The sequence below is a fragment of the Citrobacter sp. 172116965 genome (assembly GCF_013458095.1).
Taxonomy (GTDB): domain Bacteria; phylum Pseudomonadota; class Gammaproteobacteria; order Enterobacterales; family Enterobacteriaceae; genus Citrobacter; species Citrobacter braakii.
In genome coordinates, this window is record NZ_CP046673.1 from 3,415,675 (window position 1) to 3,442,375 (window position 26,701).

The 26,701-nt window shown below is 53.1% G+C and carries 18 protein-coding genes; 9 read left to right on the top strand and 9 right to left on the bottom strand.

The features are described from left to right. Positions 1-200: 200 nt before the first annotated feature. Positions 201-1,448, top strand: a complete 1,248-nt coding sequence (locus GPJ68_RS16700; RefSeq protein WP_049040860.1) for a SulP family inorganic anion transporter — start codon at positions 201-203, stop codon at positions 1,446-1,448. Here GPJ68_RS16700 and mgtE read toward each other — a convergent pair. From mgtE to GPJ68_RS16735, 7 genes are all read right to left on the bottom strand, one after another. Then, entirely contained in the window at positions 1,411-2,847 is a 1,437-nt protein-coding gene (mgtE, locus tag GPJ68_RS16705; protein ID WP_016153782.1) for a magnesium transporter, read from the bottom strand. The genes GPJ68_RS16700 and mgtE overlap by 38 nt on opposite strands. A 105-nt stretch (positions 2,848-2,952) precedes the next feature. After that, positions 2,953-4,596, bottom strand: coding sequence for a multidrug ABC transporter permease/ATP-binding protein (locus GPJ68_RS16710; protein WP_016157011.1), 1,644 nt, complete (start codon positions 4,594-4,596; stop codon positions 2,953-2,955). Positions 4,597-4,671: 75 nt separating this feature from the next. Then, positions 4,672-5,322, bottom strand: coding sequence for a DNA oxidative demethylase AlkB (gene alkB / locus GPJ68_RS16715; RefSeq protein ID WP_137367500.1), 651 nt, complete (start codon positions 5,320-5,322; stop codon positions 4,672-4,674). Continuing rightward, the gene (gene ada / locus GPJ68_RS16720; protein WP_049040858.1) at positions 5,322-6,386 is read right to left on the bottom strand and encodes a bifunctional DNA-binding transcriptional regulator/O6-methylguanine-DNA methyltransferase Ada; all 1,065 of its coding nucleotides are present in this window, start codon (positions 6,384-6,386) and stop codon (positions 5,322-5,324) included. The genes alkB and ada overlap by 1 nt, the downstream gene beginning before the upstream one ends. 79 nt (positions 6,387-6,465) lie before the next feature. After that, positions 6,466-7,518 carry an FAD:protein FMN transferase ApbE gene (apbE, locus tag GPJ68_RS16725; protein WP_016153786.1) on the bottom strand — a complete coding sequence of 351 codons (1,053 nt, stop codon included), beginning with the start codon at positions 7,516-7,518 and terminating at the stop codon, positions 6,466-6,468. 115 nt (positions 7,519-7,633) lie between these two features. Continuing rightward, complete coding sequence (locus GPJ68_RS16730) at positions 7,634-8,758, bottom strand: porin OmpC (protein WP_016157015.1); 1,125 nt, start codon at positions 8,756-8,758, stop codon at positions 7,634-7,636. Between the two features lie 92 nt (positions 8,759-8,850). Beyond that, positions 8,851-9,548, bottom strand: a protein-coding gene (locus tag GPJ68_RS16735) for an IS1-like element IS1B family transposase (protein WP_095033700.1) whose coding sequence is annotated in 2 segments (ribosomal slippage) — positions 8,851-9,299 and positions 9,299-9,548 — 699 coding nt in all. Because the reading frame shifts where the segments join, the coding sequence is not laid out codon by codon here. Between the two features lie 724 nt (positions 9,549-10,272). Between GPJ68_RS16735 and rcsD the strand changes: the two genes are divergently transcribed. Both rcsD and rcsB read left to right on the top strand, forming a co-directional pair. Continuing rightward, a complete protein-coding gene (gene rcsD / locus GPJ68_RS16740) occupies positions 10,273-12,942 on the top strand; it encodes a phosphotransferase RcsD (protein ID WP_049040855.1) in 2,670 nt (889 codons plus the stop codon). Positions 12,943-12,958: 16 nt separating this feature from the next. Then, the gene (gene rcsB, locus GPJ68_RS16745) at positions 12,959-13,609 is read left to right on the top strand and encodes a response regulator transcription factor RcsB (protein WP_003027592.1); all 651 of its coding nucleotides are present in this window, start codon (positions 12,959-12,961) and stop codon (positions 13,607-13,609) included. A 111-nt stretch (positions 13,610-13,720) separates the two neighbouring features. Here rcsB and rcsC read toward each other — a convergent pair whose 3' ends face one another. Beyond that, the gene (gene rcsC, locus GPJ68_RS16750) at positions 13,721-16,567 is read right to left on the bottom strand and encodes a two-component system sensor histidine kinase RcsC (protein WP_016157017.1); all 2,847 of its coding nucleotides are present in this window, start codon (positions 16,565-16,567) and stop codon (positions 13,721-13,723) included. Between the two features lie 168 nt (positions 16,568-16,735). On the opposite strand from rcsC, the gene atoS reads away from it, so the two are divergent. From atoS to GPJ68_RS16780, 6 genes are all read left to right on the top strand, one after another. Continuing rightward, positions 16,736-18,574, top strand: a complete 1,839-nt coding sequence (gene atoS, locus GPJ68_RS16755; RefSeq protein WP_104651230.1) for a two-component system sensor histidine kinase AtoS — start codon at positions 16,736-16,738, stop codon at positions 18,572-18,574. After that, entirely contained in the window at positions 18,571-19,956 is a 1,386-nt protein-coding gene (atoC, locus tag GPJ68_RS16760) for an acetoacetate metabolism transcriptional regulator AtoC (RefSeq protein ID WP_019077262.1), read from the top strand. Before atoS ends, atoC begins: the two co-directional genes overlap by 4 nt. A 199-nt stretch (positions 19,957-20,155) precedes the next feature. Beyond that, entirely contained in the window at positions 20,156-20,815 is a 660-nt protein-coding gene (gene atoD / locus GPJ68_RS16765) for an acetate CoA-transferase subunit alpha (RefSeq protein WP_019077263.1), read from the top strand. 2 nt (positions 20,816-20,817) lie between these two features. Next, the gene (locus GPJ68_RS16770) at positions 20,818-21,468 is read left to right on the top strand and encodes a 3-oxoacid CoA-transferase subunit B (RefSeq protein WP_016157021.1); all 651 of its coding nucleotides are present in this window, start codon (positions 20,818-20,820) and stop codon (positions 21,466-21,468) included. After that, a complete protein-coding gene (locus GPJ68_RS16775; RefSeq protein WP_016153794.1) occupies positions 21,465-22,787 on the top strand; it encodes a TIGR00366 family protein in 1,323 nt (440 codons plus the stop codon). The genes GPJ68_RS16770 and GPJ68_RS16775 overlap by 4 nt, the downstream gene beginning before the upstream one ends. Before the next feature lie 30 nt (positions 22,788-22,817). Further along, on the top strand, positions 22,818-24,002 hold the full coding sequence (locus GPJ68_RS16780; RefSeq protein ID WP_049040853.1) for an acetyl-CoA C-acetyltransferase: 1,185 nt from the start codon (positions 22,818-22,820) through the stop codon (positions 24,000-24,002). A 43-nt stretch (positions 24,003-24,045) separates the two neighbouring features. Here the strand turns inward: GPJ68_RS16780 and gyrA are convergent, their stop codons facing one another. Next, the gene (gene gyrA / locus GPJ68_RS16785) at positions 24,046-26,682 is read right to left on the bottom strand and encodes a DNA topoisomerase (ATP-hydrolyzing) subunit A (RefSeq protein ID WP_049281471.1); all 2,637 of its coding nucleotides are present in this window, start codon (positions 26,680-26,682) and stop codon (positions 24,046-24,048) included. Between the last annotated feature and the right edge of the window lie 19 nt (positions 26,683-26,701).

The window sequence follows — 26,701 nt, forward strand, 5'->3', positions numbered from 1 at the left end:
TAAGTAAAAATATTTAAATATTGTTTATAAATTATATTTAATTTTTAAAAATGTTATTAATACGTTGATAGTTTATACGGTTATTGACAATCATTTCTGGAAACCGATCCGTCAGACAGGTACTATGCTGCGCTTTGCTATTCACCGCACGGATGCCTGTCGGTCTGCTGTACCGGGCCATTTTTGACCTAAGAGTAACGATGTCTGCAACTCAACCCTCCTCTGTCGCAGTAGCGGAGCACGCGACCCGCGCAGTGCTGCGCCAACCCCATTTACTGGTTCGCGAAACGCTGGCCGGTGTGGTAACCGCCCTGGCGCTGATCCCGGAAGTGATCTCTTTTTCCGTTATCGCCGGCGTCGATCCTAAAGTCAGCCTGATAGCCTCAGTCGTACTGTGCCTGGCAATGTCATTTTTAGGTGGCCGTCCGGCAATGGTTACCGCAGCGGCAGGATCGGTCGCGCTGGTGATTGGCCCGATGGTGCATCAACACGGCGTCCAGTACATCCTGCCTGCGGTGGTGCTGGCCGGGATTATTCAGATCCTGTTTGGCGTATTGGGGATGGCGCGTCTGATGCGATTCATTCCTACAGCCGTCATGACCGGTTTTGTGAACGCGCTGGGTATTTTGATTTTCTTTGCCCAGGTCCCGCATTTCTGGGGTAAAAGCCCGCTAATCTGGGGGCTGTTTGTCCTGACCCTGTTGATTGTGCTGTGGGTTCCGCGTTTTATTAAAGCGATCCCCGCGCCGCTTATCGCCATCGTGCTGCTGACGGTGTTCACTGTCACCAGCGGACAACTATTACCGACCGTCGGTGACGAAGGTTCAATGCGCGGCGGCCTGCCGGGATTCACGCAGTTATTGGTACCACTCAACCTGCAAACGCTGGCGATTATCTGGCCCTGCGCGCTGAGCATCGCTTTTGTCGGATTAATGGAGTCGCTGTTAACCGCCCGTCTGGTGGATGACCTGACTGTTACGCCGTCGAATAAGAATCGCGAGAGCGCCGGGCTGGGGATAGCCAATATTCTGGCCGGTTTTTATGGCGGCATCGCCGGGTGTGCGATGATTGGTCAAACCATCGTTAACGTCGAGATGGGCAAAGGACGCAGCCGCGTCTCGACGGTCGCCGCCGGGCTGGTGCTGTTGTTGCTGGTCACTGCGTTAAGCGAAGTAATGGCGAAAATCCCCATGTCGGTGCTGGCGGGAATTATGGTGATTGTGGCGGTGAAAACCTTCAGTTGGCACAGCATCCAGCCCGCTACGCTGCGGCAACTCCCCGTTACTGAAACGCTGGTGATGCTGATGACCGTCGCGGCGACGGTGTCAACCGGCAACCTGGCGCTTGGCGTGGTTGCCGGGGTGATGACGATGCTCATTTTGCCGCGTATCGTCAGAGGCAAACGTGCGGCTACATCAGAAACAGCGTTGCCAGACCGAGAAAAATAAAGAAACCACCGGTATCGGTGATTGCCGTAATCATGACGCTCGAGCCGACCGCCGGGTCGCGCCCGAGCTTCACCATCGTCATCGGAATAATAACGCCCATCAACGCCGCCATCAGCAAATTGAGCATCATCGCCAGGGTCATCACGCCGCCGAGCGCCATGTCATCGTACAGCCACCAGGTAATGCCGCCCATAATTCCGCCCCACACGAGGCCATTAATCAACGCCACGCCCATTTCGCGCAGGATCAAAAACGTCAGGTTTCCCGGCTGAATATTTTGTAGCGCCAGCGCGCGAACAATCATGGTGATGGTTTGATTCCCAGTGTTGCCGCCGATCCCCGCCACAATCGGCATCAGCGAGGCCAGCGCGACCAGTTGCGAAATTGTATGTTCAAAGCCGTCGATCACTCGCGAAGCGATAAAGGCGGTACAAAGGTTAACGGCCAACCACGCCCAGCGGGTTTTAACCGCTTTCGTGACGGGGGCAAACACATCCTCTCCGGCACTTAAGCCGCCCATTCGACGCAGATCGGTATCGGTTTCTTCATAGACCACATCGACGATCTCATCGATGGTTAAACGGCCCATCAGTTTACCTGAAGAGTCAACGACCGCGGCACTGACCAGGTCGTCACGTTCAAAGGTTCGCGCGGCGTGTTCGGCGATATCTTCCGGAGAAAAGGTGAGCGGATCATCTTCCATCACCTCGCTGACTTTTCGCTGCACATCATTGAGCAGAATACAGGTGAGCGTCAGTTCCCCGACCAGCACTTTATTGCGGTCGGTCACGAAGAGTTTATCGGTGTTCTCCGGCATTTTACCCAGCCGCCGCAGGTAGCGTTGCACCACTTCCAGCGTCACGTCCGGACGCACGGTGATAACTTCGAACTCCATAATCGCACCGACGCGATTCTTCTCGTAGTGCAGCACCTGGCGGACGCGCGCCCGCTCCTCGGCCGGTAACGTCGCCAGCAGTCGACCCGTGAGGTTACGAGGGAGGTGCTGAACCAGATAAATCTGTTCGTCGATATCAAGGTATTGCAACGCATCCAGCAGCTCACGGTCGCTCATCTCATCGATCAGGTCGTCCCAGACGTTTTCTGACGCCTCAAGCAGGACGTTACCGCGTTTTTCACTTTCGACCAGCCGCCACAGGGCGTGACGCTCTTCAGAAGGTAATGCTTCGAGGGTATCCGCCAGATCGGGCGGCGGCAGGTGGGCAACCAGCGCCCCTACCTCAGCAATATCGTCGGCTAACGTGCCGACGTCATATTGCTCAGCCAGGGTAAGCTTGCCCAATAGCGTTGAAACAACGGCTTTATCAGTGGTCAGCAGCCAGATAAGACGCGCACGCTCTTCATCACGCAGTCTGGCGCTGTTTTTGTTTGTTACAGGCATTAATCATAAATCCATGATATGAAATATCATTAATCATGATGCCAATTTATGTAAATAACAATAAACAGTGCCGCGGGGTGGATAAAAAACCGGCGGCATGTGGGATCATGCGGTGCGGGCCACCGCGTCACGCGAGGCGGCATCACGCTCATCGCCCAGCAGTTCACTCAACTGTCCGTTACGCATTTCCAGCAGACGATCGGCGTGAATAAAATAGTGATCGTCATGGCTAATGGCGAAGATAGTTTTACCCATTTCTTGCATCAGCGGTAACAGGACCTGATAGAACTCACGACGGAAATGGGGATCCTGATCGGCAGCCCATTCATCCAGCAGAATGATGTCGCGCTCCTCCGCCAGAGCCAGCAGCAGCGCCACGCGTTTCTTCTGCCCTTTCGACAGCTTCAGATTGAGGATGCGGCCATCGTTCATCTCCAGCTTGTGACCCATCTTCAGATGTTCCAGCCACTTCGCTACCAACTGCGGATTGGCTTCTTTACCTTCCGGCCCCAGCAGTTTGTCGAACAGCCAGACGTCGGTAAACACGGCGGAAAACAGCTTGCGATAATCCTCCGGCTTTTCAACGGCCACGGCCTTACCATCAAGCAAAATTTCACCTGACTGCGGCTGGTATAGCCCGGTCAGTAACATCGCCAGCGTAGATTTCCCGCTGCCGTTGCCGCCAATCAGGAAGATCAGTTCACCGCGATGAATCGTCAGATTGACCGGCCCTACGGAAAAGGCATTATCCTGATAGTGGAAAACCACGTTACGCAGTTCCAGCGTTTGCCAGTTTGGAAAGGCGGTTGGGCGCGGGAATTCGGCCTTAAAAGGTGCCAGTGCGAATTTATTCAGCTTGTTGAAAGCCACCTGCGCAGTGAGCAGGGTCGGTAGCGCGCCAACGGCAGAGAGCAGCGGCGTACGCAGGAATAACAGCGTCAGTGAGTAAGTCGCCGCCACGGCGGTATCCGCCCAGCCCAGACTATTCGCCATCCAGAACACCAGGCCAATGGCGCCCAGCATCATAATGTTTGACCAGTTGACCGCGCTCAGGTGGAAGGTATCGGCGCGAATAATATGGTGACGGTACTCTTTGGCATCCGGGACGTACATCTGATTAAAGATATGCTCGGCGCGCTCGCGGTTGAGCGTCAGCTCTTTGCGCCCTTCCAGAACCGTCTGATAATCGTTGTACAACTTGTCTTCTGTTTCGCGCAGGGTAGCCATGTGCTTATACACCCGCGCCACCAGTACAAATCCCCCCCAGATGGTGATTGCCATCCAGATTGCCGTCACCAGCAGCATTTTGGTCGACAGCATCGCCAGATACGCCGCCGACCCGATGGTCAGGATAATCCCCTGCACCAGCTCAGGCAGACGAACAAAGGCGATGGTGATGTTGCGAATATCGCTGGTTAAACCGGCCAGCAACGAGGCGCTGCCAAGCTGTTCAATACGCTCGACGTGGGTATCCAGAATACGTTTGATAAATTCGCTACGCAGACGGTAGACAAAGTGGTGGCCGAGCGTGGTCAACGCCAGCTGAGAGCCGAGAGTGACAACCATCAATAGCAGCAGCAGGCCAAGAAACTCCGGCAGCACCATCAGCGTGGTGTCGACCGTTTCAATCAGACGCTGGTTGATAAACGCAATCAGCCCAATCCCCAACGCAGCGCTGGCGAGGCTGAGCGCCATGACGCTGATAAATGGCCAGCGATACTGCCGCCAGACAAGAAGTAAAAGTTCCATGCGAACAACCCGGACAAGTAATAACAGCCCGCAGTTTAAACATCTCTTCGCTGACAGCAAAAATAATTCTTATTTTTATTCTTTTTTACCCGCCTGACGAAACGTCAGATTGTAGCGACAGTCTCCGGTCAACGGATGATACCCCGTCTTAAGCGGCTGGATCCCATGATAAAACAGCCGCGAATTACCGCCCCACACCACCACATCGCCATGTTCCAGCAGCAAACGCTTTAAGGGGTCATTACGGCGCAAGCCGCCAAATTGAAAGATGGCCGGCAATCCTAGCGACACCGAGACAATCGGCGCCCGCAGGTCGGGTTCGTCTTTATCCTGATGTAAGGACAGTTTTGCCCCTGGCGTGTAGCGGTTAATCAGACAGGCATCGGGTTGAAAATCAGCATAGCCCGCCGCCGTCGCTGCCTGTTGGCACAGGTCAGCGAATGCATCCGGCAGCGGCGGCCAGTGCGCGCCGGTTAGCGGATCAAAAGGAGAATAAAGGTAACCATGTTGATCCGTCGTCCAACCCAGACGACCGCAGTTGGTCATTGCCACCGACATCGTGTAGCCGCCGGGCGTCACCATCTGGCGAAACGGCGACTGTCTGGCGATAGCGGCTATCGCCTGCAGCAGAGACGGTGCGCAGTCAAAAGCGAAGCGTCGCAGAATAACCGCGCCTGACGCCAGCGGCTCCTGCCAGGGTTTCGCATCCGCAAAGAGATCGAGCATTATGTTTCCTCGCCAGTCGTTTCACGTTGCAGTAACTGTGCTTTGCGCGCAATGCCCCACCGGTAGCCCGAAAGCGCGCCATCGCCGCGGATCACCCGGTGACACGGGATGACGATTGCCAGTTTATTCGCCCCACAGGCGCTGGCCACTGCACGCACCGCCTTCGGTTTGCCGATGGCGCTGGCCAGTTGCTGGTAGCTCATCGTTTCGCCGCACGGAATTGCGCGCAACGCCTGCCACACCTGCTGCTGAAATGCGGTTCCCCGGATATCCAGCGGCAGCGATAACGGCGCGTCACGCGCATTGATTGCGGCGATCACTTCGCGCACGCGCTGCTGAAAATCGGCATCTGCTGGCACATCCTGAGCGGCGGGAAACAGCTCATGCAGATCCGCAACCAACGTAGCGTCATCATCACCTAGTAAGATCGCGCAGATACCACGTTCGCTTTCCGCCACCAGACAGCGACCCAGAGTGCAATCTGCCAGGGTATAGCGTACAGAAACGTTGTCGCCACCTTTACGAAATTGCTTTGCGGTCATGCCTAACGTCTGATCCGCTTTTCGGTAGTAGCTGCTGCTGTCGGGAAATCCGGCGTTGAGAATTGCCTGCGTTACCGGAACGCCTTTCGCCAGCGCATCGCGCAGACGACGGGCGCGCCAGGACTGCTGCCACGCTTTGGGGGTCATGCCCGTTGTGGCTTTGAACAGGCGATGTAAGTGATACGGGCTCATCGCCACCTGCTGCGCCAGCTCGTCCAACGTGAGGGGAGATTCCTGCTCCAGTAACTGGCAGGCGTGGGCTATTTTCTCCAGCCGATGCTGGTGGGCGCTGTCTTTATCCGGCTGACAACGTTTACAGGGACGAAAACCGGCGGCCAGCGCCTGCCGGGCATCGGCAAAGAAACTGACATTTTTGCGCAGCGCATGTTTCGCCCGACAGGACGGACGGCAGAAAATGCCGGTGGTCTGCACGGCGAAAACAAACTGACCGTCAGCGTCGGCGTCACGATCCACAACGGACTGCCAGCGGTCATCATCAGTTATGTGTAAACGATTTTTCATTATGGACTCCTTTGTTAAGCATAGCGCTTAGCCTCAGTGTGTCCCCATAGCCGGATACAAAAACCCGCAATCTTGCTTTTTAATTTTTTTCGCTGAGCAGGAAGCTTTTAAACTGCGGCGACATCCAGGTTTTAAACCCCTCGCCCTCTTTTATAATCATATAGACCGCGAGTCCTTCACGACGCACCACCTCTTTGGCCTTTTCCGGACCGAGAACCATCAAACCGGTATCCCAACCGTCAGCCTCCAGCGCCGTTGGTGCGATTACCGTTACAGATACCAGGTTGTGTTCAATCGGACGACCGGTTTGCGGATCAATAACATGGGAAAGGCGCTTACCATCCAGCTCATAATAGTTACGGTAGCTGCCGGAGGTGCTAATGCCATGCCCGTTAATGTCGACAATCGCCTGCACCGCGTTTTCGCGATCGGTCGGTTTCTGAATCGCGACTCGCCACGAAAGCCCATCTGCATTCATTCCGCGGCTGTTCAATGCACCACCAACGGAAACCAGATAACGGGCGATCCCTTCCTGCTCCATTAATCGTGCCAGATGATCGGCGGCATAACCTTCGCCAACGGTCGAGAGATCCACGTACAGCTCGGGCAAATCTTTTTGCAGGTAGTTCCGATGCGCCTCATTAACAACCTTCAGATGTGAAAGCCCGGTTTGCGCTTTTGCGGCGTCAATTTGCGCCTGAGTGGGAATATGCACCGGTTGCTGATCCGGGCCAAAGCCCCACAGATTGACCAACGGACCCACGGTAATATCCATGGCCCCACCGGTTTTTGCGCCAATGCGTAACGCCGAAGTCACGATATCGGCCATAGCATCATTAACCGGCCATGGCGACAGGCTTTTCGACAGGTTAAAGCGCATTAACGCAGAATCATTTTTATAGGTAGAGAGAAGCTGATCGTCGGCATCCAACTGAGCCTGGATCTTCGCCTGCAGTTCCCCGGCGCGTTTGGCATCTACGCCCACCGCACTGACCCGCCAGAAAGTGCCCATGGTTTTACCTTCCAGAACGGTGGCAGGTTGTGTGGTCTGGGCAGGTTTCGGGGCTTCATCGCACCCGACAAAAAAGATCGTCACAGCCAGTAGTGCTGCGCGATAGAAATTCACTTCCATACGTAATTATCCTCATGCGAACGGGCGCAAGAGTACACCAAAAATCGTTGTTTGTACGACGAAAAAACGGCATTAAAAAAGGCCCCGCAGGGCCTTTTAACGACATGAGCGCAGATTAGAACTGGTAAACCAGACCCAGCGCTACGATATCATCGGTAGCAATACCTGCTGCCTGGGTAAACGCATTGTCATCCAGCAGGTTGATTTTGTAATCAACATAGGTAGACATGTTTTTGTTGAAGTAGTAAGTCGCGCCAACATCAACATATTTCACGATATCCTGGTCACCGTAGTTGGTGAAGCCATTGCTGATGTCTTTGCCTTTTGACTGCAGGTAAGCCACGGAAGGACGCAGACCGAAATCGAACTGGTACTGTGCCACAACTTCAAAGTTCTGTGCTTTATCTGCGAAGCCATATGCAGCAGTCCGGTTGCTACCGTTAGAGGTACCGAAACGGGTTGCGTTATAGGACTGGGAGTACTGTGCAGCCAGGTAAACGTTGTTAGCGTCGTATTTCAGACCACCGGTATAAACCGTTGCACGGTCACCGTTACCGTACACGCCAAGAGCATTCTGATCAGCGGTACGTTTAGAGGTAGTGATCGCACCACCGATACCAAAGCCAGAGCCGAGATCGTAAGTCAGAGAGCCGCCGTAACCATCGCCATTCTGGGTCAGCAGGCTACGACCACCTTCGTTTTCACCACTTACGCTGCCGTTTTTACCCTGGTACTGCAGGGCAAAGTTCAGACCATCAACCAGGCCAAAGAAATCTGTATTACGGTAGGTCGCATAACCGTTACCACGCTGCTGCATGAAGTTGTCCGCACCGTAGGTGTCACCGCCGAATTCTGGCAGGACGTCGGTCCAGGACGTTACATCATAAGTTACACCGTAGTTACGACCGTAGTCGAAAGAACCTGCATCAGCGAATTTCAGGCCTGCGAATGCCACACGCGTCCAGGCGTCGTTGCTGGATTCACTCTGGTTGCCTTGAATCTGGTATTCCCACTGGCCGTAACCGGTCAGTTGGTCGTTAACCTGGGTTTCGCCTTTGAAGCCGATACGCATGTAAGTCTTATCACCATCATCACCTTTGTTATCGGAGAAATAGTGCAGACCGTCGACTTTGCCGTACAGGTCTAATTTGTTGCCGTCTTTGTTATAAATTTCAGCCGCATTTGCTGCGCCTGCTACCAGCAGTGCTGGTACCAGGAGGGACAGTACTTTAACTTTCATGTTATTAACCCTCTGTTATATGCCTTTATTGCTTTTTTATGCCACTGCATACTGATTAAGGTCATTAACCAGTCGGCGGTAATGACTCCAACTTATTGATAGTGTTTTATGTTCAGATAATGCCCGATGACTTTGTCATGCAGCTCCACCGATTTTGAGAACGACAGCGACTTCCGTCCCAGCCGTGCCAGGTGCTGCCTCAGATTCAGGTTATGCCGCTCAATTCGCTGCGTATATCGCTTGCTGATTACGTGCAGCTTTCCCTTCAGGCGGGATTCATACAGCGGCCAGCCATCCGTCATCCATATCACCACGTCAAAGGGTGACAGCAGGCTCATAAGACGCCCCAGCGTCGCCATAGTGCGTTCACCGAATACGTGCGCAACAACCGTCTTCCGGAGCCTGTCATACGCGTAAAACAGCCAGCGCTGGCGCGATTTAGCCCCGACGTATCCCCACTGTTCGTCCATTTCCGCGCAGACGATGACGTCACTGCCCGGCTGTATGCGCGAGGTTACCGACTGCGGCCTGAGTTTTTTAAATGGCGGAAAATCGTGTTGAGGCCAACGCCCATAATGCGGGCGGTTGCCCGGCATCCAACGCCATTCATGGCCATATCAATGATTTTCTGGTGCGTACCGGGTTGAGAAGCGGTGTAAGTGAACTGCAGTTGCCATGTTTTACGGCAGTGAGAGCAGAGATAGCGCTGATGTCCGGCGGTGCTTTTGCCGTTACGCACCACCCCGTCAGTAGCTGAACAGGAGGGACAGCTGATAGAAACAGAAGCCACTGGAGCACCTCAAAAACACCATCATACACTAAATCAGTAAGTTGGCAGCATCACCCCAGTCGGCAACTTCATTCTCCGCAAAAACACAGAATAATCCAACACGAATATGATACTAAAACTTTTAAGGTGTTTCATTTATCGACATAGATGTTTCAAAATATTAATAAGAGGGAACTTTTTTAAAATCAAAAAACAGGCAAAATAAGCACAAATAATCAAGAACTGTTTTAATTAAATTTAAAATCAATAAGTTACATTGAAAATAGTTATAGCACTGAATGACAAAACAAAATCTTCACTCGCAACTAAAATAGACCCGCTATCATCATTAACTTTATTTATTACCGTCATTCATTCATGAATGTCTGTTTACCCCTATTTCAACCGAATGCTTCGCGTTCGGTTTTTTTTACCCTTCTTTACACAAAACTTACCGTTCTGTGCTACCGATGCAAAACTATAACAACTATTAACTATCTCATTGCGTCGTATTCAGATATAAATCTGATTAATAATTTCTTGTTATTTAATGCTAAATGTATACATTCCGTACAAATATTTGTACCCGCCTTTATCCACTGTACACCTTTGCATTGTGATGGCTGCAACAGAATGGAGCGTAAAAAATGCGGGCCATCCGGCGTGGTGTAAGTGTGGCAATTCATATATTACCCTTTATACTGCCCCATCATCTTTCGCGTCGTTTAACAGGTCATAAACACGAATGAGTCAGTCTGACACAACGGCTTCTACCCGATTCTCCCTGCTACCGGGAAGTATTACCCGTTTCTTCTTATTACTGATCGTTGTGCTGTTGGTGATGATGGGCGTTATGGTCCAGAGCGCCGTCAACACCTGGTTAAAGGATAAGAGCTATCAGATTGTCGATATCACCCATGCCATTCATAAAAGGGTCGATACCTGGCGATACGTGACCTGGCAAATCTATGACAATATTGCCGCCACGGCCAGTTCACCTGGTGCAGAAGGACTGCAGGAAACGCGTCTGAAACAAGACGTCTATTATCTTGAGAAACCGCGCAGAAAGACCGAGGCGCTGATTTTCGGTTCCCATGACAGTTCTACGCTGGAGATGACCCAACGCATCTCAACCTATCTTGATACGCTGTGGGGCGCGGAAAATGTTCCGTGGTCTATGTATTACCTGAATGGTCAGGACAATAGCCTGATCCTTATCTCAACGTTGCCGCTAAAAGATCTGACTTCCGGTTTTAAAGAGTCGACGATTGGTAATATTGTCGATTCACGGCGCGCGGAAATGTTACAACAGGCCAATGCACTGGATGAACGTGAAAGCTTCTCTTCACTGCGCCGTCTGGCGTGGCAGAACGGGCATTACTTCACGCTACGCACGACCTTTAATCAGCCTGGACATCTGGCAACCGTTGTCGCCTTTGACCTGCCGATTAATGACTTGATCCCACCCGGCATGCCGCTGGACAGCTTCCATCTGGTTCCAGATGCCACGTCAACAACCGAGCATCTGAATGAAAAAGAGTCGCCTGACAGCGTCAGCATTAATTTCAACAACAGTAAAATTGAGATCTCTTCGGCGCTAAACTCAACGGATATGCGGCTGGTGTGGCAGGTTCCGTTTGGCTCATTGCTGCTCGACACCTTGCAAAGCATTCTGCTGCCGCTGTTACTCAACATTGCTTTGTTGGCCCTGGCGCTGTTTGGCTATACCACCTTTCGCCACCTCCCTGCCCGTTCCACCGAAGTGGTACCAAACCTTGCGGCAAATAATGAACTGCGTGTTCTGCGCGCCATCAATGAAGAGATTGTGTCTCTGCTGCCTCTGGGCTTGCTGGTGCACGATCAAGAAGCAAACCGCACGGTTATCAGCAATAAAATTGCCGACCACCTGTTACCGCATTTAAATTTGCAAAACATTACCAGTATGGCGGAGCAGCATCAGGGGGTGATTCAGGCCACCATCAATAATGAGCTGTATGAGATCCGGCTGTTCCGCAGCCAGATCTCATCGAGAACGCAGATCTTTATTATTCGTGACCAGGACCGCGAAGTGCTGGTTAATAAGAAGCTGAAGCAAGCGCAGCGACTGTATGAGAAAAACCAGCAGGCCCGGGCGGCCTTTATGCAGAACATCGGCAGCGCACTGAAAGACCCGGCGAAAACACTTGCCGCTAATGCTGCCGCACTAAATAGCCCGGACAGCCAGAAACTGGCCAATCAGGCAGACGTTCTGGTGCGTATGGTAGATGAAATCCAGTTGGCCAACCTGCTGGAAAGCGACGCCTGGAAAAGTGAATCGACGCTGTTTTCCGTGCAGTCGTTAATTGATGACGTGGTTCCGGAGGTTCTGCCAGCCATTAAACGTAAAGGGCTGCAGCTACTGATTAAAAATCACCTTAGCGCCCATGATGAACGCCGCGGCGACCGCGATGCCCTGCGCCGTATTTTGCTGTTGCTGATCCAATATGCGGTAACCACCACGCAAATTGGCAAAATCACGCTGGAAGTCGACCAGGATGAATCGGAGACTGAACGCCTGACCTTCCGCATTCTGGATACCGGGCAAGGTGTCACGTTGAATGAAGTTGATAACCTGCACTTCCCGTTCATCAATGACACCCAGGGCGATCGGTATAGCAAGGCCAACCCGCTGACGTTCTGGTTATGCGATCAGCTCGCCCGCAAGCTAGGTGGGCACCTGAACATTAAAGCGCGGGAAGAACTTGGAACACGTTATATAGTCCATGTTAAAATGCCGCTGCACGATCAACATGCTGAAAGTGAAGAGCGTTTGTTAGATGACGTCTGCATAATGGTTGATGTCACCTCTAATGACGTACGCAGCATCGTATTACGCCAACTGGAGAACTGGGGAGCAACCTGCATCACGCCTGATGAGCGGTTGAATAGTCAAGAATATGATCTCTTTTTAACAGATAATCCGTCTAATCTTACTGCCTCAGGCCTTCTTTTAAGCGATGATGAGTCTGGCGTGCGGAAAATTGGCCCTGGTCAGCTGCGCGTCAACTTTAATATGAGCAATGCTATGCAGGAAGCTGTCCTCGAGCTGATAGAAGAGCAGCTGGCACAAGAAGAGATCCAGGAACTCCCCCTCGGCGGAGATGAAAACGCCGAACTTCATGCCAGTGGTTACTATGCACTCTTTGTAGACACAGTACCGGATGATGTTAAGAGGTTGTATACTGAGGCAGCAACCAGCGATTTCGCTGCGTTAGCCCAAACGGCCCATCGCCTGAAAGGCGTGTTTGCCATGCTTAATCTGGTACCCGGCAAGCAGTTATGTGAAGCGCTGGAACATCTTATTCAAGAGAAAGATGCTCCAGGTATAGAAAAATACATCAGCGACATTGACGATTACGTCAAGAGCTTGCTGTAGCAAGGTAGCCCAATACATGAACACTATGAACGTAATTATTGCCGATGACCACCCGATTGTACTGTTCGGTATTCGTAAATCACTTGAGCAAATCGAGTGGGTAAACGTTGTCGGCGAATTTGAAGACTCCACTGCACTGATCAACAATTTGCCTAAGTTAGATGCTCATGTGTTGATTACCGACCTCTCCATGCCGGGAGATAAATACGGTGACGGGATCACGTTAATTAAGTATATCAAGCGCCATTTCCCGAGCCTGTCGATTATTGTTCTCACCATGAACAACAACCCGGCAATCCTGAGCGCGGTGCTGGATCTCGATATTGAAGGAATTGTCCTGAAGCAAGGCGCGCCAACAGATCTGCCGAAAGCGCTTGCCGCGCTGCAGAAGGGTAAGAAATTCACCCCGGAAAGCGTTTCTCGTCTGCTGGAAAAAATCAGCGCCAGCGGCTACGGCGACAAACGTCTGTCACCGAAAGAGAGCGAAGTTCTACGCCTGTTTGCCGAAGGTTTCCTGGTTACTGAAATCGCGAAAAAACTCAACCGCAGTATTAAAACCATCAGCAGCCAGAAAAAGTCGGCAATGATGAAACTCGGTGTGGAAAACGATATCGCCCTGTTGAATTACCTTTCTTCCGTCACGCTGAGTCCATCAGACAAAGAGTAATTCTTTTAACATCGACGTGCCTGATGGCACGGCGTTTATCAGGCCTACGAATGACACGATGTTGTGCGTGTTCCGTAGGCCGGATAAGGCAAACGCCCCATCCGGCCTCTTTTATTCCCGCGCCTTTCTCACTCTTTCCGCATAGACCGTCAGCGTTTGCTTCAATACATCTAACGTCACCGGCTTAGACAGACAGCTATCCATACCTGACTCCAGACAACGCTGCTTCTCTTCAGCCAGCGCGTTGGCCGTCACGCCGACAACCGGCAGGGTTAATCCTAACTGGCGAATACGCTGGGTCAGGCGATAACCATCCATGTTCGGCATGTTAACGTCGCTCAGCACGATGTCGATATGGTTTTTACTCAGTACATTGAGTGCGTCCACGCCGTCATTCGCGGTTTTACACTGATATCCCAACGATCCCAACTGATCGGCCAGTAAACGCCTGTTGATAGGATGATCGTCGACCACCAGAATCATCATGTCATCGTTAGTTGCAGCAACTTTATCCGGGGCTGGCAACGCCGTTGAAAGCTCTTCACTGCTCAGCTCAAGGCTGTAGATATGCGCCAACAGCGCGGGCAGTTCGTGAGGCGATGCCACGCTGTGCACCCACTCCCCGGGCACCCTTTCCAGCGGAATACCGATATGACGACGGCAGAAAATAACCGCGGCGCGTCCCTGCCACGCCTGGTCCAGCACATCGTCGGCAATCAGCAGGTCATCTGCATCCGGTTGCTGTCCCTCATAGCACTGCACCGTCATCCCGTTACGCGCCAGACTGGATTCAATAAACTGGTACAGCGACGCGTTACGCACCGCCAGCCAGCAACGTTTACCGACAAGCCCTTCGATACCTTTTTTCAGCGGGTACTGCGCGCCATAAAGCGGAATACGCAGCATAAACTGGCTACCCATTCCCGGTTCAGAATCGACGGAAATATCCCCATCCATCATGCTGATCAGTTTTTCACAGATAGCCAAACCAAGCCCGGTTCCCTGGAAATTACGCTGTACGCCGGTTCCCACCTGGAAGAAAGGATCGAACAAGCGGACGACCTCTTTGGCAGGGATCCCAACCCCGGTATCACGCACGCGAATACTGAGATAGTCTTCGTTGCACTGCACGTGCAGCACAATGCAGCCGGTATCGGTAAACTTGATAGCATTACTCAGTAGATTGGAAATCACCTGCTGCAAACGCATCGGATCACCATTGAGCGCCACCGGTACATTCGGGTCGATAAAGCAGTACAACCCCAGCTGTTTGCGAACCACCAGCGGCAGATAGTTAGCCGTAATATGATTCATTACTTCACGCGGTGAAAACTCGCGCGGTTCAATCTTCAGCTGTTCAGATTCAATTTTCGAGAAATCGAGAATATCGCTGATAATTTTCAACAGCAGGCTGGAAGAGTTGTTCATCGCCGTCACCAGGCGATCCACTCCGTTGGGTAACTCTTTGGTTTGCAACAAATCAAGGTTACCGATAATGCCATACAGCGGCGTACGCAGCTCGTGGCTTACCGTCGCAAGGAACATCGATTTGGACTGGCTCGCCTGCTCCGCCGCCTGCGCCATCTCCTGCAACGACTCTTCCATTTTAACGCGCGCGCTGATGTCAACCAGCACGCAAATTGCCACGTTTTCATTACGATAGCGCGAGTGCACAAAGCTGATTTGCAGATTGGTATTGTTGCTGGTCAGCACATCAACAAAATTGACCTGCTGGCCGCAGATAATTTGCGTTAACCGTTGCCGGTCTTCATGCGTCAGCATGTTGAGATAGGTATGCGCCAGCTCATTACTCAGGATGTTAATGCCATCTATCGTACGCAGAATACAAATCCCAACCGGCGCGGAAGCCACGATTTTACGGTTAAACTGCTCGTGCTCTTCCAGACGCTGGGCATCGCTTTCCGCAGGAATAAAAATGCGCCGCTCATACATGCGCGTGAGCATAAATAACGCCGCGCCAACCAGCACATTCAGCAGAATAGCGTTCAGGATCATCATGCGGATCCGCTCCAGCACCAGGTCGACCGGTACTGAATAAACAATGCTTAGCGATGACGGGGGCAGGTTTTTCTTCAGCACCAGTTCGTGAAAACCCGACGTATAGCCAAACCAGGAGCGCTCCTGCATCCAGCGAGGTTCAGCCTTAATATTCCCCTCGGGGCCGGTGAGCGAAATCAGCGCATGACCATTTTCATCAAGGATGGTCACACCCATCGGCAAACTGCCCGGCGTGAAAAAGTTCTCCATGCGGATAGGCTGTTCCACACCCAACAGCGCCTGCAGGCGATTAGCGAGATAAACCGGCGTCAGCGCATAGAAATAGCCTATCCCCGGCCGCGGCCCCTGGCTAATCCAGAACAGGTTATTACCGTTTTCGTCCTGCGGTGCATTGCGATACTTAATAATGCGCTCATGCAGCGCCTTCAACGCCCCGTCACGTTCGACAGGCATATCACGCAGTCCGAAATTGGCCATGCAAAGGTTGTCGCTGCCGATCAGGAACACACGATTCAAATCATAGGCCGCGGAAAAGTTATCCCGCCAGTAGCGCATAAACCACGCCAGCGATTCCAGCGAACCTCGCCAGGCGTTGCCCATCACCGAGCAGTCGGAGTCGGCAAACAGCGGCTCGAAGTTTGGCACGGCGGTTTTATCATCCCGCGCGCGCAACGACATCACGCCGTTTTCCGCCGTTAAGCGATTCTCCGCGATATATTTCAGCTCTTTAATCACATCAGAGGTGCGCTGAATGTAACGTTGGGCCTGATCGGAACTGAGGTTAAGCTCCTGGTGAATCTCGGACTCTCTCTGGTGCAGCGCATTCACGATGTAGAAAACGGAGGCAAATGCGATTAGCCCCCAGATCAGGAGCGCCAACGCCCTGAACAGATAGCGTGAGACTTTTAGCGTTGAATGAACGGAAGCAAGGTATTTCAAAGGGGCGAAGCTCCGCCTCAGGGCATTAATAGAGTGTGGTTAAGGTAGCGGTAAATGTCCGGCGTCGCAATGCCCTCTCTTTACGGGAATATGATACACCGCTCTGAAACCATTGTCTTAACCCGTGATAATCGTCGTTTGCCTGAAAAACACTGCACGGATGTCAGAATGCGCGACCTGAGATGGCTGGCTCGTCGGTTATACCCACGACGATTACGCAACCAAATGATCATGATGGCCATCCTGATGGTCATCATTCCGACGATATCTATAGGTTATATCGTAGAAACTGAAGGCCGTTCAGCAGTCTTATCTGAAAAAGAGAAAAAACTGTCATCGGTGATAACCCTGCTAAACGATGCGCTGGGCGACCGCTTTAGTCACTACCCAAATTTGCCGCGTGAAGCACGCATTCGCGCGCTTAATCAAGAGTTGGCCCCCATCACCGAGCGCATTACGCAAGCGTTTCCCGGCATTGGCGCCGGGTATTATCACAAAGCGCTGGATGCCATTATCACCTACGCTCCCTCCGCGCTTTACCAAGGCAACGTAGGTATCACCATCACCGAGGATCATCCCGGGCGCGAAGTGATGAGTAGCAACGCGCCTGTGGTCTATTCCGGGCGACAGGTTCGCGGCGACATACTCAACTCGATGATCCCAATAGCGCGCCAGGGAGAGGTTATTGGGTATATCTGGGCCAATGAGCTCACCGAAGATATCCGCCAGCAGGCCTGGAGAATGGATGTCAGGATTATTGCCGTACTGGTTGCCGGGCTCATCTGTAGCCTGCTGCTCATCGTGCACTTCTCACGTCGACTCAGTGCGAATATCGACATCATCACCGATGGGCTTTCCACGCTGGCACAAAAAACCCCTACCCGACTGCCTGAACTCCCCGGCGAGTTGGGACAAATCAGCCGTAGCGTCAATGCGCTGGCACAAACGCTACGGGAAACCAAAACCCTTAACGATCTGATCATTGAAAATGCCGCAGATGGCGTGATCGCCATCGACAGGCAAGGCGACGTTACCACCATGAACCCGGCGGCAGAACAGATAACGGGCTACACGCTGCATGAGCTGGTCGGACAGCCCTATGCGACGCTCTTTGCCAATACGCAGTTTTATAGCCCGGTACTGGACACCCTTGAGCACGGTACTGAACATGTGGCCCAGGAAATTAGCTTTCCAGGACGTGAACGCACCATTGAGATCAGTGTAACCACCAGTCGGATCCATAACGCACACGGCGAGCTGATTGGCGCGCTGGTTATTTTCTCCGATTTAACCGCCCGTAAAGAGACCCAGCGTCGACTGGCGCAAACCGAAAGGCTTGCCACCCTGGGTGAGCTGATGGCCGGCGTCGCGCATGAAGTGCGAAACCCGCTGACCGCAATTCGTGGGTACGTCCAGATCATCCGCCAGCAAACCTCGCAGCCGGAACATCAGGAATATTTATCTGTTGTGCTGAATGAAATTGATTCCATCAATAAAGTTATTCAACAACTGTTAGATTTCTCTCGCCCACGACAAAGCCAGTGGCAACAGATTCGGCTCAATGCGCTCATTGAAGAGACGCTAATCCTGGTGCAAACCGCTGGCCTGCAGGCACGGATCGCCTTTACAACGGAATTAGATCCCAGCCTGCCGCCGATCGTCGCCGATCGCGAACTCATCAAACAGGTGATCCTCAATATTTTAATCAATGCGGTACAGGCGATCGCTGCGCGAGGCGAAATTCGCATCCGTACCTGGCAATACTCGGCCTCGCAACAGGCCGTGATGATTGAAGATAATGGCAACGGTATCGATCTCGCCATACAGAAGAAAATATTCGATCCCTTTTTTACGACAAAAGCATCAGGCACCGGTCTTGGACTGGCGCTGAGCCAGCGCATCATCAACGCGCATCAGGGGGATATCCACGTAACCAGCCAGCCTGGCTGCGGGGCGATATTCACTCTGATTTTACCTCTTAACCCGCAGGGAAATCCGTCAGAATGAAAACGACCTATCGTATTCTCATCGTTGATGATGAAGAAAATGTTCGCCGTATGCTTGCCACCGCATTTTCCCTGCAAGGGCATGAGACACATTGCGCCAGCGACGGGAAAGCCGCGCTGAGCCTGTTTAGCGAAACGCAGCCAGACGTGGTGCTGATGGACATTCGCATGCCGGAGATGGACGGTATCGACGCGCTGAAAGTTATGCGCACGCAGCAACCACGGATCCCCGTCATTCTGATGACCGCTTACGCTGAAGTAGAAACCGCAGTAGAAGCTTTACGTAGCGGCGCATTCGACTACGTGATTAAGCCCTTTGATCTCGACGAGCTAAGCATGGTGATTCAACGCGCATTGCAACTGCAGGAGATGAAACAGGAAATCCGCAATCTGCATAAAGCGTTGACCACCAGCTGGCAGTGGGGACACATTCTGACCACCAGCCCGCGTATGATGGATATCTGTAAAGACACGGCGAAAATCGCTCTCTCCCAGGCAAACGTGTTGATTAGCGGTGAAAGCGGCACAGGAAAGGAGCTGATCGCCCGCGCCATTCATTACAACAGCAAACGCGCCAATGGCCCTTTTATCAAAATTAACTGCGCGGCCCTGCCGGAGTCGTTGTTGGAAAGCGAGCTATTTGGTCACGAAAAAGGCGCGTTTACCGGGGCACAGACATTACGCCAGGGATTGTTCGAACGCGCTCATCAGGGAACTTTATTGCTTGATGAAATTGGCGAGATGCCGCTGGTGCTGCAGGCCAAGCTGCTGCGCATTTTGCAGGAGAGGGAGTTTGAACGCATCGGCGGGCACCAGACCATTCGCGTTGACATTCGAATCGTCGCCGCCACCAACCGCTGTCTGCAAACGATGGTGAAGGAAGGAACGTTTCGAGAAGACCTGTTTTACCGTCTCAACGTTATCCATCTGACTTTGCCGCCATTACGCGAGCGTCGTGAAGATATTGCCTTATTAGCAAACCACTTTTTACAAAAATTCAGCTCTGAAAATCAGCGGGATATTATCGAAATCGACCCGACGGCGATGTCGATCCTCACCGCCTGGCCCTGGCCCGGTAACATTCGCGAACTGTCAAACGTCATCGAACGTGCAGTCGTTATGAATACCGGTGCGGTGATCTTTGCCGACGATCTCCCCGACCCGTTGCGCAACCCGGTTAGCGCCACAACAGAAACAAAACCGACTTACTCCGGGGAACGCAATCTGAAAGAAGAGATTAAACGTGAGGAAAAACGAATTATCCTCGAAGTCCTCGACAATCAGGACGGCAATCGCACCCGCACGGCGCTGATGCTGGGAATTAGCCGTCGCGCTTTAATGTATAAATTACAAGAGTACGGCATCGACCCATCGGGTTCCTGATACGCAAGTTTGCTATGCAGAATTTTGCACACTGCGCAAAATTCTGCATAACCCCTCGTGGTCTCCTTTCACCAAGACCACAAAAATAAACCAATAAATTCAATAAACTAAACATTAATACGTTTCTTTAGTCATTCTGGCACCCTGCTTGCAATTCCCTGAGCGTACCCAAAATGGAGTATGCAAAAAGGGAAACATAATGAAAACAAAACTGATTACCTTACAAGACGCTGCGGGCTTCTTTCGTGACGGCATGACCATCATGGTCGGTGGTTTTATGGGCGTTGGCACACCACCTCGTCTGGTTGAAGCCCTGCTGGAATCCGGCGTCAGAGATCTGACGCTGATTGCTAACGATACCGCCTTTGTCGATACCGGTATCGGCCCCCTGATCGTCAATGGGCGGGTGAGCAAAGTGATTGCCTCGCACATTGGTACAAACCCGGAAACCGGTCGTCGCATGATTGCCGGCGAGATGGATGTACAGCTGGTTCCGCAAGGTACCCTGATCGAGCAGATTCGCTGCGGCGGCGCGGGTCTTGGCGGCTTTCTGACCCCCACTGGCGTTGGCACCATCGTGGAAGAAGGCAAGCAAACCATGACGCTTGAGGGTAAAACCTGGCTGCTTGAACGCCCATTACGCGCCGATTTAGCGCTTATTCGCGCCCACCGCTCTGACATGCTTGGCAACCTCACCTACCAGCTCAGCGCCCGTAACTTTAACCCTCTGATTGCCCTCGCCGCTGATATCACGCTGGTCGAACCGGACGAAATAGTTGAAACAGGGGAGCTGCAGCCTGACCAGATTGTGACCCCCGCCGCCGTTATCGACCATATCGTCATTCCACAGGAGAGCTAATCATGGATGCTAAACAACGTATTGCGCGCCGGGTGGCGCAAGAACTTCGCGATGGCGATATCGTCAACTTAGGTATCGGCCTGCCAACGATGGTAGCTAACTACTTACCTGCTGATATTCACATTACGCTGCAATCTGAGAACGGTTTTCTGGGACTGGGCCCAGTCACCACCGCCCATCCTGACCTGGTGAACGCGGGCGGCCAACCGTGCGGTATTTTGCCGGGCGCGGCAATGTTTGATAGCGCCATGTCGTTCGCGTTGATTCGCGGCGGTCATGTTGATGCCTGTGTGCTTGGCGGGTTGCAGGTCGATGAGCAGGCAAACCTCGCCAACTGGGTGGTTCCCGGCAAGATGGTGCCCGGCATGGGTGGCGCAATGGATCTGGTGACCGGTGCGCGTAAAGTCATTATCGCCATGGAGCATTGCGCAAAAGACGGCTCAGCAAAAATCCTGCGTCAATGCACCATGCCGCTCACCGCGCAGCATGCTGTGCATATGCTGGTCACCGAGCTGGCTGTATTCCGCTTTATAGATGGCAAGATGTGGCTGACTGAAATCGTCGAAGGATGCGACATCGCCACGCTATGTGAAAAAACCGAAGCACAGTTTGAAATTGCCGACGATCTGCGCATCCTGCGAGGTGACGCATGATTGGCCGCATCGCTCGCTTTATGACACGGGTAGTCAGCCGCTGGCTGCCCGACCCGCTGATTTTCGCCATGTTATTAACGTTGCTGACCTTTGGCATCGCGCTGTGGTTAACGCCGCAGACCCCCATCAGCATGGTGAAATTCTGGGGTGACGGTTTCTGGAACCTGCTGGCGTTTGGTATGCAGATGGCGCTGATCATCGTAACCGGCCATGCGTTAGCCAGTTCCGGGCCGGTGAAAAGCCTGCTGCGTACGGCGGCATCCGCCGCCAAAACCCCCGCTCAGGGCGTCATGCTGGTGACTTTTTTTGGTTCAGTTGCCTGCGTTATTAACTGGGGATTTGGTCTGGTGGTCGGGGCGATGTTCGCCCGCGAAGTTGCTCGTCGGGTACCGGGTTCCGATTATCCGTTACTGATTGCCTGCGCCTACATCGGGTTCCTGACCTGGGGCGGCGGCTTCTCCGGCTCAATGCCTTTGCTGGCGGCAACGCCTGGCAACCCGGTCGAGCACGTAGCGGGCCTCATTCCTGTCGCGGATACCCTGTTCACCGGCTTCAATATTTTCATCACGCTCGGCCTGATTGTGGTGATGCCGTTTATCACCCGGATGATGACGCCAAAACCTTCAGATGTGGTGAGCATCGATCCGAAACTTTTATTGGAAGAAGCTGATTTTCAAAAGAAACTGCCGCCGGATGCGCCGCCATCTGAAAAACTGGAAGAGAGCCGCATTCTGGCGCTGATCATCGGTGCATTAGGGATTGCCTATCTGGGTATCTACTTTGCCGAGAAAGGTTTCAACATCACCATCAATACCGTCAACCTGATGTTTATGATTGCCGGTCTGCTGCTGCACAAAACGCCGATGGCCTATATGCGCGCCGTCAGTGCTGCGGCACGCAGCACCGCCGGGATTCTGGTGCAATTCCCCTTCTATGCCGGCATTCAGTTGATGATGGAGCACTCCGGCCTCGGTGGGCTCATTACTGAATTTTTCATCAACGTTGCCAACAAAGATACCTTCCCACTGATGACTTTCTTCAGTTCAGCCCTGATTAACTTTGCCGTGCCATCCGGCGGTGGCCATTGGGTTATTCAGGGACCGTTCGTCATGCCTGCCGCTCAGGCGCTGGGTGCCGATCTTGGCAAATCAGTCATGGCCATCGCCTACGGTGAGCAGTGGATGAACATGGCACAACCGTTCTGGGCGCTACCTGCTCTGGCCATCGCCGGTCTCGGAGTACGCGACATTATGGGCTACTGCATCACCGCCCTGCTCTTCTCCGGCGTCATTTTTGTTATTGGATTGACCTTGTTCTGACGGCAACAACTTAATTAAAGGAACTGAAAAATGAAAAACTGTGTCATCGTCAGCGCGGCACGTACCGCAATCGGCAGTTTTAACGGCGCACTGGCAACTACGGGTGCCGTCGAGCTTGGATCAATCGTCATTAGAGCCGCTCTTGAACGCGCGCACCTTGACCCACAGCGCGTGGACGAGGTGATTATGGGCAACGTGCTGCAGTCAGGACTCGGGCAAAACCCAGCGCGTCAGGCATTATTAAAAAGCGGCCTGTCCGACACCGTTTGCGGCTTTACAGTCAACAAAGTGTGCGGCTCTGGCCTGAAAAGCGTGGCGCTTGCCGCCCTCGCTATCAAGGCCGGACAAGCCCAGGCGATCGTCGCGGGAGGGATGGAAAACATGAGCCTTGCCCCCTACCTGTTAGATGCAAAAGCCCGCTGGGGCTATCGCCTCGGTGACGGGCAATTGTCCGACGTGATTCTGCGCGATGGCCTGATCTGCGCCGAGCATGGTTACCACATGGGGATCACTGCAGAAAATGTTGCCAAAGAGTATGGCATCAGCCGCGAAATGCAGGATGAACTGGCTCTACAGTCGCAGCGTAAAGCCGTTGCCGCAATCGAGTCTGGCGCATTTGAGGCTGAAATCGTGCCCGTCAGCGTGTCATCACGGAAGAAAACCATCATCGTTGAGCGTGACGAATTCCCCAAAGCTGACTCGACGGCAGAAGGCCTCGCCGCATTGCGTCCAGCCTTTGATAAAGCAGGAACCGTCACCGCAGGTAACGCCTCGGGGATCAACGACGGTGCAGCGGCATTAGTGGTAATGGAAGAGTCCGCAGCACTGGAGGCTGGGCTGAAGCCATTGGCGCGGATCAAAGCCTGGGCCAGTGGCGGCGTAGCTCCGGCTATGATGGGGATGGGGCCGGTTCCCGCCACGCTGAAGGCACTGCAACTGAGCGGCTTACAGCTTTCTGATATCGATCTGATCGAAGCTAACGAGGCATTTGCTGCTCAGTTTCTTGCCGTTGGTAAAACGCTGGGATTTGATCCGCAAAAGGTTAACGTCAACGGTGGGGCAATTGCGCTGGGACACCCTATCGGCGCCAGCGGCGCACGAATACTGGTGACGCTGCTGCATGCGCTACAGGCACGGGATCAAACGCTTGGACTGGCCACACTGTGCATCGGCGGCGGTCAGGGCATTGCGATGATAGTGGAGCGAATGAATTAAAAAAAAGGGCCGGATATTTCCGGCCCTTTTTATCACGTCTTAATTACTCTTCAGCGTCGTCCGCTGCATCGTCATCGCTTTCCGCTTCAGGCGCGATATCCTCGTCCCCTTCAGCAGCGCTACCGTCGATAGAGTCGAGCTCTTCATCATCAACCGGTTCAGCAACGCGTTGCAGACCCACAACGTTTTCATCTTCCGCAGTACGGATGAGGATAACGCCCTGGGTGTTACGTCCTACCACGCTGATTTCCGACACGCGAGTACGCACCAGCGTACCTGCATCGGTGATCATCATGATCTGGTCGGTATCTTCAACCTGCACTGCGCCGACAACGGAACCGTTGCGCTCGGTGACTTTGATGGAGATAACGCCCTGGGTCGCACGAGACTTGGTCGGATACTCTTCCGCCGCCGTACGTTTACCGTAGCCGTTCTGGGTAACGGTGAGGATAGCACCTTCACCGCGCGGAACGATCAGCGATACCACGCTGTCGCTTTCCGCCAGTTTGATACCGCGTACGCCGGTCGCGGTACGTCCCATCGGACGAACAGCCCCCTCTTTGAAGCGCACAACTTTACCGGCAGCAGAGAACAGCATAACTTCGTCACTACCAGACGTCAGGTCAACGCCAATCAGCTCATCGCCTTCGTTCAGGTTAACCGCAATGATACCGGCTGAACGCGGACGGCTGAACTCAGTCAGCGCTGTTTTCTTCACGGTACCGCTAGCGGTTGCCATAAAGACGTTGACGCCTTCTTCGTACTCACGTACTGGCAGAATTGCGGTGATACGTTCGTTAGCTTCCAGTGGCAGCAGGTTGACGATAGGACGTCCACGCGCACCACGGCTTGCTTCCGGCAACTGATAAACCTTCATCCAGTACAAACGACCGCGGCTGGAGAAGCAGAGGATCGTGTCATGGGTGTTGGCCACCAGCAGGCGGTCGATAAAGTCTTCTTCTTTAATTCGTGCTGCAGATTTGCCTTTACCGCCACGACGCTGCGCTTCGTAATCGGTTAACGGCTGATATTTCACGTAGCCTTGATGAGACAAGGTCACGACAACATCTTCCTGGCTAATCAGATCTTCGATGTTGATGTCAGCGCTGTTCGCGGTGATTTCGGTCCGACGTGCGTCGCCGAACTGTTCACGAATCAGCTCCATCTCTTCACGGATGACTTCCATCAGACGATCGGCGCTGCCCAGAATGTGCAGCAGTTCAGCGATCTGCTCCAGCAGCTCTTTGTATTCGTCGAGCAGTTTTTCGTGCTCAAGGCCGGTCAGTTTCTGCAAACGCAGATCCAGAATGGCCTGGGCCTGCTGTTCAGTCAGGTAGTACTGACCGTCACGCACGCCAAATTCCGGTTCCAGCCATTCAGGACGCGCGGCATCATCGCCGGCACGTTCCAACATGGCAGAAACGTTACCCAGTTCCCACGAACGCGCGACCAGCGCTGCTTTCGCTTCTGCCGGGGTTGGCGCACGGCGGATCAGTTCGATGATCGGATCGATGTTCGCCAGCGCAATCGCCAGCGCTTCAAGGATGTGCGCACGGTCGCGGGCTTTACGCAGTTCAAAGATAGTACGGCGGGTTACGACTTCACGGCGGTGACGTACAAACGCAGCAATAATATCTTTCAGGTTCATGATTTTCGGCTGTCCATGGTGCAACGCAACCATGTTGATACCGAAAGAAACCTGCAGTTGGGTCTGGGAGTAGAGGTTGTTCAGAACCACTTCCCCGACCGCGTCGCGTTTCACTTCAATCACGATGCGCATACCGTCTTTGTCAGACTCGTCACGCAGCGCGCTGATACCTTCAACGCGTTTGTCTTTTACCAGCTCGGCGATTTTCTCGATCAGGCGCGCTTTGTTCACCTGATACGGAATTTCATGGACGATGATGGTTTCACGGCCAGTTTTGGCATCCGCTTCGACTTCAGCGCGCGCGCGAATGTACACCTTGCCACGGCCGGTACGGTAGGCTTCTTCAATACCACGACGACCGTTGATGATCGCGGCGGTCGGGAAGTCCGGACCCGGAATATGTTCCATCAGCCCTTCAATGCTGATGTCTTCATCGTCAATGTATGCCAGGCAGCCGTTGATCACTTCCGTCAGGTTGTGCGGCGGAATGTTGGTCGCCATACCTACCGCGATACCGGACGAGCCGTTCACCAGCAGGTTAGGAATTTTGGTTGGCATGACGTCAGGAATTTGTTCGGTGCCGTCGTAGTTATCGACGAAATCCACCGTTTCTTTTTCCAGGTCAGCCATCAGCTCATGGGCGATTTTCGACATACGGATTTCCGTATAACGCATCGCCGCTGCGGAGTCGCCATCGACAGAACCAAAGTTACCCTGACCATCTACCAGCATGTAACGCAAGGAGAATGGCTGCGCCATACGAACAATGGTGTCGTAAACGGCGATATCACCATGAGGGTGGTATTTACCGATTACGTCACCAACGACACGGGCAGATTTTTTATAGGCTTTATTCCAGTCGTTGCCCAATACGTTCATGGCGTAAAGTACGCGACGGTGAACCGGCTTCAGGCCATCTCGGACGTCCGGCAGCGCACGGCCAACAATGACCGACATCGCATAATCCAGATAGGAGCTCTTCAGCTCTTCCTCAATGTTGACCGGTGTAATTTCTCTCGCAAGGTCGCTCATCTAACCGCTATCCCTCTAC

What these genes read in the sequence shown, in the direction of transcription:
- apbE (WP_016153786.1), bottom strand. Translation starts at nt 7,518, where the DNA reads ATGGAAGTGAATTTCTATCGCGCAGCACTACTGGCTGTGACGATCTTT.
- GPJ68_RS16780 (WP_049040853.1), top strand. Translation starts at nt 22,818, where the DNA reads ATGAAAAACTGTGTCATCGTCAGCGCGGCACGTACCGCAATCGGCAGT.
- GPJ68_RS16775 (WP_016153794.1), top strand. Translation starts at nt 21,465, where the DNA reads ATGATTGGCCGCATCGCTCGCTTTATGACACGGGTAGTCAGCCGCTGG.
- gyrA (WP_049281471.1), bottom strand. Translation starts at nt 26,682, where the DNA reads ATGAGCGACCTTGCGAGAGAAATTACACCGGTCAACATTGAGGAAGAG.
- GPJ68_RS16770 (WP_016157021.1), top strand. Translation starts at nt 20,818, where the DNA reads ATGGATGCTAAACAACGTATTGCGCGCCGGGTGGCGCAAGAACTTCGC.
- atoS (WP_104651230.1), top strand. Translation starts at nt 16,736, where the DNA reads ATGCGCGACCTGAGATGGCTGGCTCGTCGGTTATACCCACGACGATTA.
- GPJ68_RS16710 (WP_016157011.1), bottom strand. Translation starts at nt 4,596, where the DNA reads ATGGAACTTTTACTTCTTGTCTGGCGGCAGTATCGCTGGCCATTTATC.
- GPJ68_RS16730 (WP_016157015.1), bottom strand. Translation starts at nt 8,758, where the DNA reads ATGAAAGTTAAAGTACTGTCCCTCCTGGTACCAGCACTGCTGGTAGCA.
- rcsB (WP_003027592.1), top strand. Translation starts at nt 12,959, where the DNA reads ATGAACACTATGAACGTAATTATTGCCGATGACCACCCGATTGTACTG.
- atoC (WP_019077262.1), top strand. Translation starts at nt 18,571, where the DNA reads ATGAAAACGACCTATCGTATTCTCATCGTTGATGATGAAGAAAATGTT.
- ada (WP_049040858.1), bottom strand. Translation starts at nt 6,386, where the DNA reads ATGAAAAATCGTTTACACATAACTGATGATGACCGCTGGCAGTCCGTT.
- alkB (WP_137367500.1), bottom strand. Translation starts at nt 5,322, where the DNA reads ATGCTCGATCTCTTTGCGGATGCGAAACCCTGGCAGGAGCCGCTGGCG.
- rcsD (WP_049040855.1), top strand. Translation starts at nt 10,273, where the DNA reads ATGAGTCAGTCTGACACAACGGCTTCTACCCGATTCTCCCTGCTACCG.
- atoD (WP_019077263.1), top strand. Translation starts at nt 20,156, where the DNA reads ATGAAAACAAAACTGATTACCTTACAAGACGCTGCGGGCTTCTTTCGT.
- mgtE (WP_016153782.1), bottom strand. Translation starts at nt 2,847, where the DNA reads ATGCCTGTAACAAACAAAAACAGCGCCAGACTGCGTGATGAAGAGCGT.
- GPJ68_RS16700 (WP_049040860.1), top strand. Translation starts at nt 201, where the DNA reads ATGTCTGCAACTCAACCCTCCTCTGTCGCAGTAGCGGAGCACGCGACC.